The following is a 19,271-nucleotide window of genomic DNA, read 5'->3' on the forward strand; positions in this document are numbered from 1 at the left end:
AAGAACTATATAATTTAGCCATGCAACCATACGTTGTATGGCTAAATTACTTTAAAACTAGAGTAAGATACGAAGTCTTTAACTTAATAGACTTGCAGTCGCAGGAGTGATAGGTAGTGAAAAAGTTCAAGTGGAGCATCTTGTTGTTTATTATTTTAGCTCTTGTACTCTCAACAGGAGTCTCCTATTTAGCGTTAAATCAAAATGTTAAGAAAGCAAATGAGAATACTACACCAAAAATGACAGTTGCGTTGGTGAATGAAGATCAAGGTACTGTATTTGAAGGTAATAAAATAGCGTTTGGAGATCAATTTGTTAAAAATGTAAATAAAAATACGAAACAAGAATGGTACGTAGTTAGTCGCGGGGTAGCAGAAAGTGGTTTAAAAAATAATAATTACAATATGATGATTGTAATACCTAACGATTTTTCTAGAAAGGCCGTTGCGATTGATTCAGAACTTCCAGAGAAATTAACGTTAAATTACAAAGTAAATGCAACTGGGAATAAAGATTTGAAAGCCGAGGCGGAAAATACAGCTTCTGCTATTTTAGAAGATTTTAATAAGCAAATCATCGACGTTTATTTTGCAAGTATTATCGGTAAATTGCAAGGTGCACAAGATAATATAGGTAAAATTATTGAAAAAGGGACCACTCAAACGACTATGTATAAAAAAGATGTACATAGCCCGTTGGCAAATTACACAAACCAATTTAAAACGGTACAAGATTACACTAGTATTTCTGTTAATAGCTTTAAAGGATTCCAGGATGTTTTAAAAGGGTTTGGTCAAGCTTTAGATGAAGGGAATAAATCTAATAATACGTATTTAGAAGGATTTAATAACTTTCAAAAAATGCAAACTGACAATAATCTGTTAGCGAATAGTTTTACAAATCAATTTAATCAATATATGAGCGATATGAATACAGGCGATGTTTTAAAGCAGCTAAGCGCACTGGAATCTGCCAATAAAATTATCGCAAATCAATTTACGCTTTCAGAGAAAGATCCTAATATTTTAGCTGATGCTTCAGCGATTCAAAAATATTTAACAGATGTAAAAAAACAAGTGTCAGAATATGATACAGAACTGGCAGGGAAGTTAGAGAGCGACATTCAAGCGACAATCCTTAAACGATTACAAAAATCTATTTCAAACGATGGACAACACGAAGTAGTTATAAATTCATTAATGAAACAACCGGATATTCGAATCAAGCAACAAATTGAAAATTTAATTACAAAGTTGCCTAGTTTAAACATGGAAGAAATCGTTCAAAGTGATTTACCTGATGTAACGAAATTACAACTGAACAACGTAATTCAATTTACAAGTAAATATAATAAAGAAAATAATTTTTATTATGACCCTGTAAATAAAATATCTTTAGGAAATTCAATTAAAGAAGTAAAAGAAAGTTTGTTTAAAGATGGAATTACATTCAGTGATACAGCGAAAGTAAGTAAAATGGATTCTTCGCAAACTATGAATATAAGTATTCCTAGCGGCTTTGAGCTATATGGAAGTACAGATGCACTATTAATTGATGATGTGGACCGTACAAGTGAATTTCTGCAAAACGGAGCAGTTGCAATACCTGCGCGTAATGAAGGAGATTTAAAAATTAGCCTTCATGTGAAGTTAATAGATCCAAGCGTCAAAATAGATGTTTTCTCTCCAGTAACGTGGGAATGGAAACTGGATGGGGAAAATGAAAAAGAAACTGGTTCTGGAACAGAAGAACCTAAAAAAGAAGAACCTAAAAAAGAAGAACCAAATAAAGAGAATGAAGGAACAAAAAAAGAAAATAGCAAGGTGGAAAATGTAGTTAATAAAACGCAGTATGGAACAATGCCGCTAGTACACACTGCTAAAAAACCTATCATTCAAAAAACAGAACAGAGTAATAATGACACTGGTGGAAACCCAGAAGGCGGAACGGGGACAGATAACGGAAACGGAGGAAACCCAGAAGGCGGAACGGGGACAGATAACGGAAACGGAGGAAACCCAGAAGGCGGAACGGGGACAGATAACGGAAACGGAGGAAACCCAGGAGGCGGAACGGGGACAGATAACGGAAACGGAGGAAACCCAGGAGGCGGAACGGGAACAGATAATGGAAACGGTGGAAACCAAAACCAAGATGGTGGCTCAACAGTAATTGAACGTACAAATAATCATATTGTACATCAGAAAACTGAGAAGCTAACAGATAATACATCTAATGTATTAATTAAAGAAGCAGTGGAGACCGTCCAAAGTTATCAAGGTTTAATGAGTCTGTACCAAATGTATTATGGAATTGATTTAAGAACGAATGATGTAAGTCCTAAGCTTGAAGAGGGAAGTTTAGATGCGATTGCAACAGAGCAGTCTCTGTACTATATGTTAAACAAACAAAATGTAAATGATTTAATTTCAAGCCTTGTTTCAGCTAGTATTACTAGTGAAGTAAAGCAAGATATGATGGGTTTAAAGCAAAAAATAGACTCTTACCAACAACTCATTACTAGTGCAGATCAAAATTCAATGCTGCTAGCGGAGAAATTAAATGAAACGACGCAGCAAGCAGCTAGTATGAATCAAAATTTAGGAGAATATTTAAAAGGTTTAGCAACATGGCGTGAGAGTAGTTTAAAGCTAGTAGAAGAGCAACAAGTATTAACGACTAATAATGCTGGTGAACAAACAGCTGTACTATCGTTAGATTCTGGTATTAAATCTTTAACGATGCAAACGCAGTCATTAGTGGAAAGTTCGAAGCATAGTTTAGCGACGTCAGATGAAGTGTATAAAACATTTGACCAAATTAATGGACAAGCAAAAGACATTCAAGACAGTGGAACGACAATTGTTTCGAAAGCAGATTCTTTATTAAATGATTTTACGAAGAAAATGGAAGATGATAAAGAATTCTCAAAAAACTTTACGAAGATTTTGGCGAATAGTCGTATTGGAGATCGTCAAAATGAGATGCTATATGAGTTTTTATCTAGTCCAGTTCAGAAACAAAATGATGGGGTAATTGTAGCTGGTAATGCTTTTACACCATACTTAATCGTGTTAACTTGTTTTATTGTTGCGTTATTTACAGCATACGCAATTGCGAATCAAGAAAAGAAACGAACGCAATCAGATCATTTTGAAGAGAAATTTTCTTTAATTGATATGAATGTACCAACTACAGTAGTAGCATTCGGAATTTCGATTGTAGAAGGGATAATCATAGGAAGCATTTCAGGGCGTCTTTTAAAATTCGGTCAGGATCAAAGTTTACTGTGGATTGCGTTTATCACAATCATTATGATGGCGTTTGTATTAGTTTCAACATACTTACTGCGACAAATGAAAATGGTAGGGATGTTTATCTTATTAGTATTTTTAAGTATGTATCTATTTTTAACTGAAGCAGTTGGAAGTAAAGTAGATCAACTTTCCGGTGTTGGAAAAATACGTCAATTTTCACCGCTTCAATATATAGAAGGTTTTCTAAATGATTTTATTAGCGGTAAAGATACTGGAAAAGTTATTTTTATCGTATTGTTTGTAATTGCCATTATAGGATTAGTTAGTAATCTATTTGTATGGCATAAGAAATGGGAGGAAAAAGAAGTAAATGATCAAACAATGGAGCATAGTGGTTAAGTTGTCATTTATCTGTTTCCTTTTACTGTTTGTCGCGCTACCGATAAGGGGCGCGGCTGACAGTTATCTTGGTGATGATGGAAAAATTGAGTTTAAAGTGGACCGCTTTGAAGATAAAGACCAAGAAAAAAATAAACAGGAACATAAGGAAACAGAATTAGATAAAGCATCGATTGAGTTATTTAACGAAGAAATAGAAGAAGAAATTCAGCAAAAGAAAAAGAAAGAACAAAAAGAGATGGAATCTTTGCGAGATTCTCTTTTTACAAAACAAAAAGAAATAAATCGTATGAAAGATACGAAAAATAGTTTGTTTAGTAGTGAATATGTTGTGAGAAAAAGCGCTGATGAAGTAGCGAGTAATCAAACAATGAATGAAAAGCCAATCAGTACAACAATAATATTGTTGTTAGGAGGCAGCGTTGTACTTATTTGCATCGGTATTTATACGGTTCTTCGAAAAAGTTGGAGGTAAAGTAATGGCGATACAAACGCATATTAACGTAACAGTAGATTTTAGTAAGTGGAATGGAAATACATATGACTTGCGTATTCCGAATCATCAATCTATAAAATATTTATTAAAAAATTTATTAGATACGCTAAAGATTGATAATCATGAAGGTTCACATTTTGTAATGAAAGTAAAAAATAAATCGATTGTTTTAACAGATAATGATCGTTTAATTGATCACCAAATAACAGATGGAGATATATTACAAGTTCTATAAAGAATATTTTTTACTTTTAGTTATTTGAAAAAAGTTAAGTTATTACGGGTTATAAAGAAAAGGGGAAGAGGATAAACATGACGGAAAAAACAATTCAAATTGATGCAATGAACTATCAATTTCAAATAGAAAAAGAAATTTGGAAATTGGAGATGACAAAATCTCAAACACGTATAAAAGATTTCCGTCAATTCGATATAATTACGGGCGCGTCATCTGAGTTTGTACCATTAACGATAGAAGAAACGGATGATATGTTTACGTTTCTATTTCAAGTAGATAAAAAATTAAATAAGTGGAACGATCTTAGCCGTTTTGGAAGAAATGAGAAATTAAGACTGCTTCGAAATGTTGCACAGTTTCGTAAATATTTAAATAAACGAATCACGTTTTTTTTACATCCAGACAATTTAGTTTTTAATGCGAATTTAATGCCAAGTATTATACATAGAGGAATTCGAGATATTGTTCCACCAACCCCGTTGTTAGAAGAGCAATTTTTAACGCAATATAAGTGTCTAATTATTGCTTTATTCTCCGAAAAGCACAATTTTGATGATTTATATGCTGGGTTACTAAAAGATGCAAAAGAAACAACATTTGAACAAACAGTTGCTCAAATGGAAAACTTAGATGCATTACTGCAGTTTCTTGATGACAGCTTTGAGAAGGAACAAACAAAAACAGAAAAAAATATGCAGTTAGTACCTAAAAAAAGCTATAAATCGTTTAAATACTTAGCTTTTTCCTTCATAGCGGCGACAGTTATTTTAGCTGCTCCTTTAATATATTTCACTTTTATAAAATTTCCTTATCAAAATAAATTATTAGAAGCAAATGCGAGTTTCATAGCAACTGATTATGACAAAGTAATTACACAATTAAATGAAGAGGAATTTGAATCATTACCGATTGCATCTAAATATGAGTTAGCATTTGCATACATTACAGTTGAAAAACTAGGTGAAGATCAAAAAAAAATGATTATGAAAAATATTAGTTTGAAAAGTGATGAAAAATATTTGCTGTATTGGATGTATAACGGAAAAGGTAATTTTGATAAATCATTAGATTTAGCTAAGACACTTGATGATCCGCAACTTATTATGTACGGCCTTGTTAAACAAATTGAATCGCTGAAAAATAATCCGGATCTATCAGGAGAAGAGCGTGATCAAAAGTTAAAAACATATGAACAACAATTAGATGAATATCAAAAGAAATATGGCAAATCATCAAACGATAAAGACTCGTCGAGCACGGAGACAAAAGAGTAAGCAAGCACTTGATGAGACAGTTGAAAAGGAGCAGTGAACACGCATGGAGCAACTATTAGTATTGACTTATGGAGACAAAATATATAAGTGCACATTACATCCAAATGAGCAATCAATAGTGTCGATTGGAAAAGAATGGACAAATGATATTACGAATCCTAGTTTAGAACAAGAAATAGAATTAAAGTGGAATAATGAAGTAAACGCTTGGATGGTACAAAATCAATTGATCGAATTCAATAAGGAATTTGAGATTGGAAAAACTAAAGATGTGAGCTTGAAAATCTTTATATCTATTATTGGCACAACGAAAGTGTTTGATATCGGAACGAAACATTCTCTTACAATGAGCCAAAACAGCTATGATGATATTTCTATTAGCGGGACTAGTGTAGATTTAATGCTATCTCGTGAAACGTTGTATGATTCTTTTAAAGTGAATGTATATGACGGGGATGTATTTCATAATTATACGAAGCTACAAGATAGCGTTATGTTAGAAGCGGGAGACCAATTATATTTTGATGGTGTTTTAGTGGAGATTTGTAGTGAAGATATTCAAGTACTCGCTTCAGAAGGTAACGTGAAATCTACATTACCTATTTTAGTAGAATCAGAAACGAATTATCAAAGTGGTTATCCGGATTATCATCGTTCACCACGTATTATTTACCGTGAACCAGAAGAGAAAATGACAATTGCAAAACCTTCAAGTATGCCGTCAAAACCGACGGAGCATTTGGCGAGAATCATTGCACCTTCTCTTGTCATGATTGTCGTAACAGTATTACTTGCTATTTTTATGAAATACGGAATGTTTATTATTGCTTCGATTGCGATGACATTAGTAACGATCATTGTTTCTGTCACATCTTATATAAAAAATTTAAAGCAATATAAAATCGACATTGTGGAACGTGATAAAAGTTATAGAGAGTATATAAAACAAAAAACGAAAGATTTACATGCAGAAAGTGAAAAGCAGCGTCATGCATTGCATTATCATAATCCGAATGTTGAAGTAATACGTAATATGGCTGTGCAAGTAAATCCACGTATATATGAAAAAACAATGCTACATCATGATTTCTTAACATTTAGCGTTGGGACAGGACAAGCTAATACGAGTTTTGAAATCCAATTTAATGAAGAAGAATTTAGTCAAACGAAAGATGAGTTAATTGATATAGCACGTGAACTAAGACAGCGTTATCTTACTTTGGAAGAAGTACCTGTTGTAACAGATTTGATAAATGGGCCAGTTGGCTATATTGGACAACGCTCTTTAGTGTTAGAACAATTACAATTATTAGTTGTACAAACCGCGTTATTCCATAGTTATTATGACTTGCAGTTTATTACTATTTTTCCGGAAGAAGAAAAGGAGAAGTGGGACTGGATGCGCTGGTTACCTCATGGAAGTGTTCGCGATATAAATGTACGTGGATTTGTATATCATGATCGTAGCCGTGATCAAGTGTTAAATAGTTTGTATCAAATATTGAAAGAACGAAAACTAAAACTAGATGAAAAAAGTTCAACTAATGAAAAAATGTACTTTGCACCGCACTATGTCGTTCTCATTACAGATGAAAAACTAATACTAGACCATGTTGTGATGGAATTCTTTAATGATGATCCGAGTCAATTAGGTGTATCACTTGTATTTGTACAAGATGTTATGCAAAGTTTACCGGAACACGTGAAAACGGTAATAGATATAAGAGATGCAAAACATGGGAATATCATCTTGGAACAAGGCGAGCTTGTTAATCGTCAATTTAAATTAAATCACGTACCGAAAGATTTCAATTTAGAAGATGTTTCACGAGCATTAGCGCCGTTAAATCATTTGCAAAACTTAAAAAATAGTATTCCAGAAAGCGTAACATTTTTAGAAATGTACGGTGTTGAAAAAGTAAAAGAACTGAATATCACAAGTCGCTGGCAGAAAAATGCGGCACATAAATCTTTAGCTGTACCACTTGGACTACGTGGGAAAGAGGATATCGTAAACTTAAACTTACACGAAAAAGCTCACGGACCTCACGGATTAATAGCAGGTACAACCGGTTCAGGTAAGTCAGAAATTATACAATCGTATATTTTATCTCTAGCAGTTAATTTCCATCCTTACGAAGTCGCATTTCTACTAATTGACTATAAAGGCGGCGGTATGGCGAATTTATTCAAAAACTTACCGCATTTATTAGGAACAATTACGAACTTAGATGGAGCACAAAGCATGAGAGCGCTCGCATCAATTAAAGCTGAATTACAAAAAAGACAACGATTATTTGGTGAAAATGATGTAAACCATATTAATCAGTATCAAAAACTGTATAAAGAAGGCTTAGTAAGTGAACCGATGCCACATTTATTTTTAATTAGTGATGAATTCGCGGAACTGAAGTCAGAACAACCAGAATTTATGAAAGAGCTAGTTTCAACAGCGCGTATCGGTCGTTCGCTCGGAATTCATTTAATATTAGCTACACAAAAACCGAGCGGTGTTGTAGATGATCAAATTTGGAGTAACTCGAAATTTAAACTAGCATTGAAAGTTCAAAATACGTCAGATAGTAATGAAATTTTAAAAACACCAGATGCTGCTGAAATTACATTACCAGGACGTGCTTACTTACAAGTTGGGAATAATGAAATTTATGAACTATTCCAATCAGCTTGGAGCGGGGCAGACTATGTAGAAAATAAAGAGGATAAAGAACATTTAGACGCAACAATCTATGCAATAAATGATCTAGGACAATATGAAATATTAAGTGAAGACTTAAGTGGACTTGGTAGTAGTAAAGAAGTAATAAGCGTACCATCTGAACTGGATGCTGTCATTGACTACATTCACGATTACGCAGAAGTAAATGAAATTGAAGCGCTAGCTAGACCATGGTTACCACCACTTCCAGAGAGCGTATATTTACAAGACTTACACGCTATTCAATTCAAAGAAGCATGGACGAAAGAAAAGAAACCATTACAAGCAACAGTTGGTCTACTAGATCAGCCTGAATTACAATCACAAACACCATTAACATTAGATATTAGTAAAGACGGACACGTAGCAGTATTCTCAAGTCCAGGTTACGGAAAATCAACATTCTTACAATCAGTCATTATGGATGTAGCTCGTCAGCATAGTCCGGAGCATTTACATGTGTATTTATTAGACTTCGGAACAAACGGTTTAATGCCATTAAAATCTTTACCGCATGTGGCAGACATCATTACACTAGACCAAGTTGAAAAATGCGAGAAATTTCTTCGCCGCATAGAAGATCTATTAAAAGATAGAAAGCAATTGCTAAGTAAATATGGCGTTGCGAGTCTTGAAATGTATGAGAGAGCTAGTAAAGAAGTATTACCAACAGTATTAATTACGTTAGATAACTATGATTCTGTTAGAGAAGCTGGATTTGTCGAAGACTTTGAACGCATTGTTGCACAAATCGTACGTGAAGGGGCAGCGGTAGGAATTCATTTAATGCTTACGGCTACACGTCAAAATGCGTTGAGAGTACAAGTAAATACAAATATTAAACTACAAATTGCTCTATATATGATAGATGAGGCAGAATCTAGAGCTATTGTAGGAAGAACGGACTTGAAAATTGAAGAATTAGCAGGACGTGGTTTAGTTAAAATTGACGAACCAACAATTTTCCAAACAGCTTTACCGACCAGTGGAGAAGACGTACTTACTCGAATTGAAAATATACAAGCTGAAGGAAAAGAGATGGATTCCTTCTGGGATGGAGAAAGACCGAAAGCAATTCCTATGGTGCCTGAAGTTCTGGAATACAAAGAATTTATTGCATGGCCAGAAACAAGAAAAATTATTGAAGCAGGCAAACTAACATTTGGTGTAGAAACAGAAAGCGTTACACCTCTTGAATTAGATTTAACGGAAGCGTCTAATATTGTTGTAGGGGGAATCAAGAAAGATGAAGTTGAAAATGTAGTTCATCAATTCCTTCAACAGTTAGCTGAAAGTGGACACTTTGACTTAGGCTTAATCGATACAAGAACACGTAATTTCTCGAACTATAGAGAGAGCGCTGCTTTATATGTAGCTGAAAAAACAGGGATTGAGAAAACGATCAAACAAGTTACAAATGCTTATAAATCAAGAGAAGCGGCGTTTAAAGAGGAGCAGGAAGCATCAAGTGAAACAGTGAACCCAGCCGAATTTATTAAGAAATTTAAGCCGATTGTAATCGTAATTGCAGATGTAAATGATATTTTAAGTAATTTAGAAGATAGCGATATATATAGTTTAGCGGAATTAATAACAAATGGTGCATTTATGGGTATCCACTTCGTAATTGGCTGTGATGTTGATTCAATTGACAGTCGATACGATTTAGTTTCAAAAACAATAAAAACGCAATCTCATGTTATTTTACTTAGAAAATCATCAGGCCAAATGGTCTTTGATGTATCTAATAAAGATTTAAGTAGTACAAAATTAAATCCATTTGAAGGGTATTTTGTTGAAAATCGTTTTGCTACTAGAATTAAAGTGCCAACTATTTAAGGGGTGATTTGCATGGGGATAGAGGAATTAAATAGTCAAAAATCTGGTTTGTTAAGTAGTATAGGTCATCAACAAGGGCAATTGGCTGAATTACAAATGAAACTAAGAAGGCTAATAACTGCTAAGGGGAAATTTATAAATAATCTTGAAGCAATTAAACAAAATCAAGAGCAGTTTAAGTCTTTAGAAATAAACGAGAGTAGTTGGAAAGGGCAAAGAGCAACTACTTTTAAAGAAACGTATGAACAACAAGTCGTTTCGAATTTAGGGAAGTTTATTGGAGAACTAGGGAGAGTTCAAGAAGACATCGATCAAGCCATACGGCGGCTTGAAAGAGAAATCGCTACATGTGAGTCTAGTATTCTTTCTTTAAGTAGAAGTGTTTCAATGGTTGACGCTAGTATTCAAGTAGAAGTACAGAAGGCGGGGAAATGATAAATGGGGGAAATTAAATTAAATAAAGGGGTATTTGATGCGAAAGTAAGTGAATTGAAAAGTGGTGCTAGTGATTTAGGTAAGACTAAATTTAATGGTATGCAGTTACATCGTACGAATTTAAGTAAACTGAAAAAATATTGTGAAGCGATTGAAAAGTTATCAAAAAAAGTGCAGCAATATGAACAAATACTACAAAAAGATATTAGTAGAATTCAGCAAACAGGACAAGAAATGGTTCAGCAAGATGAAAAGCTTGGAAAAGATTTGAAAGACAGTTCAGCGCACCGTGCTATGTAAAGGGAGAGGGGGGAGAAAATATGAGCAAAATCATAGAGTTACAAGAAGTAAAAGAGCTTCAAGATCGCTTTAATTCAAATGCTGAAGAGTTAAATCAACATTTGGAAACATTGCAGCAAAAAATAGAGGACTTTACACAAATTAACTCTTTCCAAGGGAAAGCTGCTGCGGATATTAAGGAGTATTTATCGACAGTTCATGGAACTATTATCACTGGATTTACAGCTACAGCCGAAGTATTAAAAAGTCAATTTCAAAAAGCAGTAGAGGAGTTTAACAGTGAGGTTGACAGCGATGCAGATGCAAAAATCCATGGAAGTTATTTGGATGGTGTAAAGAAAAAAGTTAATGGATATAGTGAGGGATTTAGCCACTCTAATGAAGCGGCGAAAAAAACAGTAGGTACGATTAGTGACATCGTCGCAATTCAATATCCATCATCATCAAGCATCACTGAAGGCGCTGTAAAAAGCCAAAAAGAAATCAGTGATACATTAGAAAAATTAGAGACTTATAACAGTAAGCAAAGTGACCTGCAAGAGTTTGATGAATTAATGCGTAAAATAGATGAGGGAATGAAACAAATAAAAGTGAATAATGGGAATTTGTCTATCGCTTCAATAGGGAAGCTATTAGCTGATACATCAATTGGAAATATCATTAAGGGATTGGCAGATGCCATGACTAAGTTTGATATTGGGAATAAGGGAGCTAAGGCTACTTTAAATGCCTACATACGCATGCATTACGTTACAAAAAAATTGGGTTTTGAAGTCCTTTTTGATCCTAAAGGCCGAAAAGGTAAAGGGGCATTTACATTATCGACTTCTAAGAAAGAAGATATGGTTTTAGTAGAAAGAATACTTAAAATGGATAATAAAGATGACGTGTTATTCAAATATTTACAGAATAAATTGGAATTTAAATTCGAGGGTTTGAAAACAACAAAGGAACAAATAAAAAAGGCAAAAAAAAATATTTATAAATTACCAGAGTTTCAAGCTTATCATGATTTCCACAATGATAGGACAAATAAAGGATTGCCTACCGCAATTGGGAAAAGAGGACTGAGTTCATTTAAAGCTGCTTGGGCAGACGGCTTAAAGGATATTAATCCTATGAAATGGAAAGAAGCGTTTAAAGGCCTGGGTAAAGCAGGCGGATTCTTGAAAGGAGCAGGTATTTTTGGAGCGGTTGTTACAGTTGGAGGTAATGTTGTTGATGCTAAAGAAGGTGGTTGGCAGTTAAAAGATGTAGTTGATGTAGCAACAGATTCAGCTGTAGATATTGGAGCAAATGCTGGAGCGATGGCAGCTGGTGCTGTAGCAGGATCGTTTTTCCTTCCGCCGCTTGGTACTGTGGTTGGAGCTGGTACTGCAGTATTTGCTACCTGGGCGATGAATTATAAATTTGAAAAGCTTGGGGGAGACAATCTAATTGATATTACTAAAAAAGGAGTTAAAAATGTAACTGAAAAGATAGATGGGAAATTTAAAATCGGGGAAAAAATAAAATCTATATTTTGGTGATTAGAAAGGTGTATATAAGTAATGTGGAATATAAAAGAAGAGGATTTAGAGAAATTTAGAATGACATGTAGAAGTCGTTTAAATCCTGAAGGTGTCACTGGATTTATGCTCGGAACAATATTTTATACTTCATTGTTCATGATTATTATTTTTTTGGGGGGAATAGATTATTATACCACTGTGTTTGATAAAGTAATTGTTAGGGTTGAATTAGTGTTATATGGTTTGCAAGTAATGTTTTTAATTCTATATTTATTCCCTAAAGCGCGTTTTAAATTTCAAAAATTACAAACGCTCGTTATATTATTATATGCATTTCAACTTGGAACTATCGGATGCACGTTATTTGTTCTTTCTGGAATGATTGAGCATTCAATTGATCTCCATACACGTATTTATGTAGGTCTATTAGTATTAGGTGGAATAATTGTTCATATTGTGACAACAGTTGATACATTTAAACAAGCAAGCGAAGGTGCATTTAGTAGTGGGGACAAATCAGCTTCGTTCTTTAGTAAAACAAAGGGACATGTTATACGAGGTGCTGTAATTTATGTGTTAAGTCTTCTTGTTTTGATTTATATAAATAATAATTACTCATTAAACACAATGTTTGGTTATGTTATATGTAATGTTGTTATGTATGCAGTGGCCATTGGTGCAGCAGAATTTCAATTATTGGCTTATTGTAGATTTAAGTTTCCTTCATTTAACATATCATGGGAACAACATAAAAGAGAGACTCCAAGATATCAAAAGAAAAATAAAAAAGGTAAATCAAAACGTAAGGCGTAAAGAAAATGAGTATAGTAGATTTAAATGTTCGTCATTTACTATAATGTGGAAGGAATATGAAGGAGAGCGTAAGTGACATTTGAAGAAACATAAAAAATATAGCCAAGAGAAAGTATAGTAAAAGGAGTAGGTATTATGAAAATTCAATATAAAGCATTATCACTTTTAAATTTAATTAGTATTACTCAAATTGTAAAAAAAGAAGATTGGTTATTACCTGCTATCGCACTGAGAAATCAAGTTGTTCATAGTGGAATATATGCTGTAGGTCCCGTTCTTTTTAAATATCAGCCATTGGAAAATGAACCAGAGTACGGCGAATATACATATTCTGTTCCAGTAAATGAACGTGTTAAATTAGGAGAGAATTCTGCATATGAGTATGTTGATGGATTAATTATTGAAGAGGCATTAAGTGTTCGATTTACTGATGAAGATGGTGATATTGAAGAGGCTTATAATTTAATACATGAGTTTGCAGAACAGCATCATATTAAATTAGAAAACGGTTTTTATCACGTATGTTTAGATGTATACGGTGACATGTGGCTAGATATTTATGCTCCTATTATAGAAGTAGGTGAAACAATAAAATGATAATAGAAGGACAAAGTATTGCGTATACAAATGTTGTTTCGAAAGAATACTATTTTCATTACAAAGATATGGAAGAAGCAATTGAACATTTTATGTCAGAAATTGCAACAGCGAATTTAACAGTAAAAGGTCCGATGTTTTATGCTTTGAAAAATATACCATCTGATGAAAATATGTATGTTGAATTATTCATGCCAGTAAATGAAGATAAAATTCTAACATCAGAAACACTTCAATTTAGGAGCTATTATTATGTTGATGAGATGCTCATGAAACGATATACGGGAGATTATGAAAAATTAACAGAGCAGGTATATGGTGAAATGCTTCAGTATATGGAGGATAATAATCTGAATTTAGCCTCGCCAATTTATCATGTGTTTAGCGGTGATGAGTCTTTACAGTATGTTGAAGTGAAGATTGCTGTATTTAATGAAGAATAATATTTTAAGCTTGTGATTTTTAAAATATGGAAATATCATAAAAGAAATAGTTTTGAATAGGATTTGGGGAAATAACATAAATAAAACCTTCTCTTCTCGTTAGAATGAGGAGGTTTTTCGTTCTCAAATCTACATATAATTAACTTAATATTTCGACATGTGATTTTCAGTTGAATCATTCTGTATTGGTAGTAGTTACGTTCTATAGTTCACTTTGTTGCTATTTTGAAGGGGTAAATTTATTCAAAAGTTAATTTGTAAAAAGAGGAGGTTGTTAATTTGAATAAGGATCGAAATGTTTTGGAAACAGAGAAAAGTTTTTTTGAAAGGACAATAGTATCTATCTATAAAGCGTTAGAATTTATAATGAAATATACAATGATTCTAATAATAATAATGTCCATATTTGTAATAATCGCTGCTGTTTATTTTAAAATATATGAGGGGATAGGAGCGGGTATATTTCTCTTAATCTCGTCATTATTTGCATATTTGGTGTTTTTTAAGAAAAGTAAAAATGCCTAGAGGAACCAACGAGGTATCAGTATGAAGTTAAAGAAAAAAGCTAAGATGATGATAGTTCTGTCAATAGTATCAAGTTTATTAAGTGGATGTGGTTAAGTACGGATACGGGACCAATATGAAAAATTGCCGCAGTCTTATAAATGAATATGATCCTTTGTATGGCGCCATTAAAGCCGCAGATTTTATAATACCTGGACAGGTTTATAAAATGGAAATTGGGGATATTTCGGTATTTTTATAGTTATGAAAAAGTTATTCTAAAAGGAGTATGTTGGGTGAATCATAGACGTAAGAAAAAGAAACCGAAACAAATAAGAAAAGAATCTGTTAAGAAAAAACCGATAGTAGAAGAAAAACCACTAAAGAAGAGTAGCAACAAGTTAGTTGATATTCTCCTAGGTATTCTTCTTTTCCCAATTTTTATATGGGCTGTCTTGGAAGGTTCTACAACACAAGTAAGCAAAGGGAAGACTTTCCTTATTATCGTTTTCTTTATCTTAATTACAATAGGGTTATCTATGATGGGAAACAAATAAGGGGGAGTTCAGATGTTTAAGAAGAAGGAGAAAAAAAGCATTTACGTTAGACTGGTAAACACACAAGGGGAAATCATTCGAGAGTTTAATTGTACAGAAAAAGACTTGCAAAAAGTAAAAGGAAATGGTGCTGAAATTCGTGTGGTTGGAGATAACTCATATGAGATGGTAGCAACCGATGAACAACTAGAAAAACTAGCAAGAGTCGAAGCAGAAATCGAAGCAGAAATCAAGGAATGGGAAGACGCTTTAAATGAGAGTTTGGATGAACGAGAGGAAAGAGAAGCAAGGCAGAAAGAATTGAAAGAAAAGAATAAATGGAGTACAAAGAAGAAAGTAATCGTATTTGGACTGATATTCTTTGTATTTATTGGATTACCTATTATTGAGGGGTATCAGAATAGTAAACTAGTTGAAGAAGGAACATCATTAAATGCAGAAATTGTAGGTAGGCATGTAGAGAAGGAATTCATGTTTACACACCCCACATTAGTAGTTGAGGTAGACGGTAAAAAGCATAATGTATGGGTAAGTGAAGAGACATATAACGGAGCAGAGTGGTTAGGTAGACTAAAAGTCATCAAAACAAAAGATGGTAAAGTTGAGAAGGACCCTAGATATGAGGGTGAAGACTTAATCACGAGTTATTAAGCAGTATGTTTTTAATATTCGCTTCTCGAATTAAACAACATTATTATTTGCAAAAATCGAATCCATTAAAATAAAAAACAAATTTCAAATAACTTTAATAACCTCCTAACATATTATTGATGGGAGGTTATCACCTTTCTGAAGATAAAATTAAAGAGCTTTATTATCTCGATACAATTGTGATGACAGTAACGTTTTTACTAAGTGAGTGCAGTTTCGGGGAAATGAAAATAGAGTATGAGGAATTAGAAAAGGTATTGTATGAAGGGGAGATGAATACGATTATGCCTGCAAGTGATGAGGGATATGCTTAAGTGAAAGAGAGAAGAATATTTAGAGCTTTTGAGGAGAAAGAAGGCTATTTGAACTATCAAAAGCATTCTGATTATGTACGGTAATTAATGTAGTGATGATATACAGAAAAGATTATCTAAATTTAGTTACACAAAGATGAATGTATTTAAAAAGTTAGGAATGTAATGGGATTTTAGTGAATGAAAATTATTTAAACTGTATAGAAGGTGAAAAACTGAATGTGGAACATAAAAGAAGAAGATTTAGAAGCATTTCGGATGACATGCAGAAGACGGTTAAGTCCTGAAGGTGCGACGGGATTTATGCTAGGAACAATATTTTATATTTCGATATTTATGTTTATTATTTTTGTAGGGGATTTGAATTACTACAACAATTTTTTTGATAGAACTATTGTTAAAACTGAAATTGTGTTATTTAGTATTCAAATTATATTTTTAATTATATATCTATTTCCGAAAGCATGTTTTAAATTTCAAAAGTTACAAACGCTAATCGTATTACTATATGCGTTTCAACTTGGAACGATATTATTTGTAGTTTCGATTGTTTCTGAAATGGTTGATAATTCAACTGGTAGGATGTATACCGGGCTATTATTTGTAGGAGCAGTTATTATCCATATTGTAGCAACGCTAGATACATTTAAACAAGCAAGTGAAGGTGCGTTTAGTAGTGATGAAAGATCCACTTCGTTTTTTAATAAAACAAAAAGAACTATGATAAAGGGTGCTTCAATATATACACTAATAATTCTTATATTAATGTATTTTCAAAATGATTATTCGATTGATTTTTTAGTTATGTATGGAGTAGGAACTGTTTTAATGTATGCGGTTGCAATTGGAGCGGCAGAATTCCAACTCTTAGTGTACTGTAGATTCAAATTCAAGTCATTTAATATGACGTGGGAAGAGAATGAGAGAAAGTGTGGAAGAATTCGAAAACAAAATAAGAAATTCAAAACGAAAAATAAATAATATATTAATAGAATTTTAGTGTTCGAAAAATAATTGAAACGTATAGAAGGTGAAGAGCGAGGGTGTGGGATATAAAAGAAGAAGATTTAGAAGCATTTCGGATGACATGTAGAAATCGTTTAGACCCTCAAGGTGCTACAGGGTTTATGTTTGGAGGAATACTATTTAGTTCAATAACAATATTTTCTATTGTTTTATCAGCTGGGTGGGATTACTGCTTGCTTCTCTTTAATATAGGAATTGTTAAGTTAGAAGTATTCTTATATATTATACAAATAATTCTTTTCGTTATTTATTCATTTCCGATAGCTCAATTTAAATTTCAAAAACTACAAACCCTTGTCGTATTATTATGTTCATTCCAATTGGCAACAATAGCTCCTATTGCTTTGACTGTTACTAAAATGGCTAATAATTCAATTGATTGGATTACAATACTATATGCGGGTTTATTGCTTTTAGGAGCAGTAATTTTTCATGTTTTGACAACAATTGATACGTTTAAACAAGCGAGTGAAGGTGCGTTTAGTATGGATGAGAGGTCTGCTTCTTTCTTTAGTAAAACAAAAGGAAAGATGATGAAGTGGGCTACACTATACGCAGTAACTATTCTTATTTTAATATATTTTCATAACGATTATGGGTTTGATGATTTATTTATGTATGTAGTAGGGACCTTTTTAATGTATACGATAGCAATCGGTGCAGCTGAATTTCAGCTATTAGCATATTGCAGGTTTAAATTTCCGTCATTTAACATTTCGTGGGAGCAACATAAAATGGAGACTCCAAGATATCGAAAGAAAAATAAAAAAGGTAAATCGAAACGTAAGGCATAAAGAAAGTGCATATTGTAAGTTTTGGTGGTGAAAAAGTAATAATTTATAGGAAAGTATTTGAATTACTAAAAGAAAATTCACTTATGTAAGGTGATTAAAGTGATTAGAAGATTATCTGATCGAAAATGTAGAGAGTGTAGTGTGATGATGAAATGAACACAAAAAAGGTTTCTAAAATGATTACTATCATAATAACAATCAGCCTACTACAAGCATGTAGTTTTTTTGAAGAAAAGGTAGAGTATGAGCCATTTATTAAGGCATTGGATGAAGGTGACATGAAAAAGGTTATGTCTTCGAGTGATGATGGGTATGCTTTTGTGGAACAAAGAGCTATATATAGTACATTTGAACAAAAGGAAGATGGAGAACACAGTAAAACAATTCGTCAAACTACGGAAGGTGCATATAATACAAAAGATAAAAGTTTATATGGAGAGACTATACAAACAGTTGCGACTGATATAGAAAAAGAAAAGGAGAAAAGGACAAATGAAAATTATAAAAAAGAGACTATTTATAGTACTCATGTTAAGTATGAAAATGGACAGGTGAAAAGTCCGGATTCAAATCTAGATGTTTCATACGTGAACTTAATTGTAGATCGTTTAAAAGGTATAGGGAAACTAAAGATGAAGCCCGGGGATGATATAAAAAAGTTTGATCAGCCTAATTCAGTGGGATATCGACTAACTGAATCCGAATTCCAAAGTATTATTAATCATAAGTTAAAAATTAACTATGATGAATATGATGGATCAACAATTTCATTTACTTTTGACTCTGCAAAAAATCCAAAACAGATATTACAATTAAGTATTGATATAGATTATAAGAAAAAGAATGAGGATGGAAAATTAGTAGAAAATATGTTCCAAATTATAACTTATTTTAATAGGAAACAGGATAATAACCAAGATGCGAGACAGGAATATATTGATTTTAAAGCACAGTATAATAAGAAGCAGTAATATTAAGAAGGGCATTTGCACGTAAAGATAATAGCGACATAAGTGTGAAAAATGTTTCGATTTGTAGTGGAAAGAATTTGAGTATAAATATGTAGCCCCAATTGCTGGAGTAAATGCAACAATTGGGGCCATTAAT

At 32.9% G+C, this 19,271-nt stretch carries 17 protein-coding genes and 3 pseudogenes; all 20 read left to right on the plus strand.

Annotation, left to right across the window (positions count from 1 at the left end; genetic code table 11):
• Positions 1–116: 116 nt before the first annotated feature.
• A complete protein-coding gene (esaA, locus tag ACQKNI_RS15700) occupies positions 117–3,656 on the plus strand; it encodes a type VII secretion protein EsaA (RefSeq protein WP_427282490.1) in 3,540 nt (1,179 codons plus the stop codon).
• Positions 3,628–4,131 carry a type VII secretion protein EssA gene (gene essA / locus ACQKNI_RS15705; protein ID WP_088230468.1) on the plus strand — a complete coding sequence of 168 codons (504 nt, stop codon included), beginning with the start codon at positions 3,628–3,630 and terminating at the stop codon, positions 4,129–4,131. Before esaA ends, essA begins: the two co-directional genes overlap by 29 nt.
• A 4-nt stretch (positions 4,132–4,135) precedes the next feature.
• A complete protein-coding gene (locus ACQKNI_RS15710; protein ID WP_001007572.1) occupies positions 4,136–4,387 on the plus strand; it encodes an EsaB/YukD family protein in 252 nt (83 codons plus the stop codon).
• 77 nt (positions 4,388–4,464) lie between these two features.
• Positions 4,465–5,664: a type VII secretion protein EssB gene (gene essB / locus ACQKNI_RS15715; RefSeq protein ID WP_088230466.1), complete on the plus strand. Its 1,200-nt coding sequence runs from the start codon at positions 4,465–4,467 to the stop codon at positions 5,662–5,664.
• A 43-nt stretch (positions 5,665–5,707) separates the two neighbouring features.
• A complete protein-coding gene (gene essC / locus ACQKNI_RS15720) occupies positions 5,708–10,219 on the plus strand; it encodes a type VII secretion protein EssC (RefSeq protein ID WP_098252274.1) in 4,512 nt (1,503 codons plus the stop codon).
• A 12-nt stretch (positions 10,220–10,231) separates the two neighbouring features.
• Positions 10,232–10,654: a YwqH-like family protein gene (locus ACQKNI_RS15725; RefSeq protein WP_088230464.1), complete on the plus strand. Its 423-nt coding sequence runs from the start codon at positions 10,232–10,234 to the stop codon at positions 10,652–10,654.
• Between the two features lie 3 nt (positions 10,655–10,657).
• Positions 10,658–10,954, plus strand: coding sequence for a TIGR04197 family type VII secretion effector (locus tag ACQKNI_RS15730; protein WP_000503891.1), 297 nt, complete (start codon positions 10,658–10,660; stop codon positions 10,952–10,954).
• Between the two features lie 20 nt (positions 10,955–10,974).
• Positions 10,975–12,483: a T7SS effector LXG polymorphic toxin gene (locus ACQKNI_RS15735; RefSeq protein WP_098252275.1), complete on the plus strand. Its 1,509-nt coding sequence runs from the start codon at positions 10,975–10,977 to the stop codon at positions 12,481–12,483.
• 21 nt (positions 12,484–12,504) lie between these two features.
• Positions 12,505–13,278 carry a hypothetical protein gene (locus ACQKNI_RS15740; protein ID WP_088230462.1) on the plus strand — a complete coding sequence of 258 codons (774 nt, stop codon included), beginning with the start codon at positions 12,505–12,507 and terminating at the stop codon, positions 13,276–13,278.
• Between the two features lie 135 nt (positions 13,279–13,413).
• Positions 13,414–13,875, plus strand: a complete 462-nt coding sequence (locus ACQKNI_RS15745) for a DUF5085 family protein (RefSeq protein ID WP_088230461.1) — start codon at positions 13,414–13,416, stop codon at positions 13,873–13,875.
• Entirely contained in the window at positions 13,872–14,318 is a 447-nt protein-coding gene (locus tag ACQKNI_RS15750) for a DUF5085 family protein (protein WP_088230460.1), read from the plus strand. The genes ACQKNI_RS15745 and ACQKNI_RS15750 overlap by 4 nt, the downstream gene beginning before the upstream one ends.
• A gap of 279 nt (positions 14,319–14,597) precedes the next feature.
• Positions 14,598–14,843, plus strand: a complete 246-nt coding sequence (locus tag ACQKNI_RS15755; RefSeq protein ID WP_088230459.1) for a hypothetical protein — start codon at positions 14,598–14,600, stop codon at positions 14,841–14,843.
• A 21-nt stretch (positions 14,844–14,864) separates the two neighbouring features.
• Positions 14,865–14,936: pseudogene (locus ACQKNI_RS15760) on the plus strand (DUF3952 domain-containing protein); the annotation flags it as partial.
• Positions 14,929–15,081, plus strand: a pseudogene (locus tag ACQKNI_RS15765) (lipase); the annotation flags it as partial. The pseudogenes ACQKNI_RS15760 and ACQKNI_RS15765, both read left to right, overlap by 8 nt.
• Before the next feature lie 37 nt (positions 15,082–15,118).
• Complete coding sequence (locus ACQKNI_RS15770; protein ID WP_088230458.1) at positions 15,119–15,379, plus strand: hypothetical protein; 261 nt, start codon at positions 15,119–15,121, stop codon at positions 15,377–15,379.
• Between the two features lie 12 nt (positions 15,380–15,391).
• Complete coding sequence (locus ACQKNI_RS15775) at positions 15,392–16,030, plus strand: hypothetical protein (protein WP_071712836.1); 639 nt, start codon at positions 15,392–15,394, stop codon at positions 16,028–16,030.
• A gap of 182 nt (positions 16,031–16,212) precedes the next feature.
• Positions 16,213–16,341: pseudogene (locus ACQKNI_RS15780) on the plus strand (DUF3952 domain-containing protein); the annotation flags it as partial.
• Positions 16,342–16,563: 222 nt separating this feature from the next.
• Positions 16,564–17,325 (plus strand): hypothetical protein, encoded by a 762-nt coding sequence (locus tag ACQKNI_RS15785; protein ID WP_098252277.1) that lies wholly within the window; start codon positions 16,564–16,566, stop codon positions 17,323–17,325.
• Between the two features lie 62 nt (positions 17,326–17,387).
• Positions 17,388–18,164 (plus strand): hypothetical protein, encoded by a 777-nt coding sequence (locus ACQKNI_RS15790; protein WP_098252278.1) that lies wholly within the window; start codon positions 17,388–17,390, stop codon positions 18,162–18,164.
• A gap of 176 nt (positions 18,165–18,340) precedes the next feature.
• On the plus strand, positions 18,341–19,135 hold the full coding sequence (locus ACQKNI_RS15795) for a DUF3952 domain-containing protein (protein WP_427282491.1): 795 nt from the start codon (positions 18,341–18,343) through the stop codon (positions 19,133–19,135).
• Positions 19,136–19,271: the final 136 nt, after the last annotated feature.

Source organism: Bacillus sp. NPDC094064 (assembly GCF_050279585.1).
Taxonomy (GTDB): Bacteria; Bacillota; Bacilli; order Bacillales; family Bacillaceae_G; genus Bacillus_A.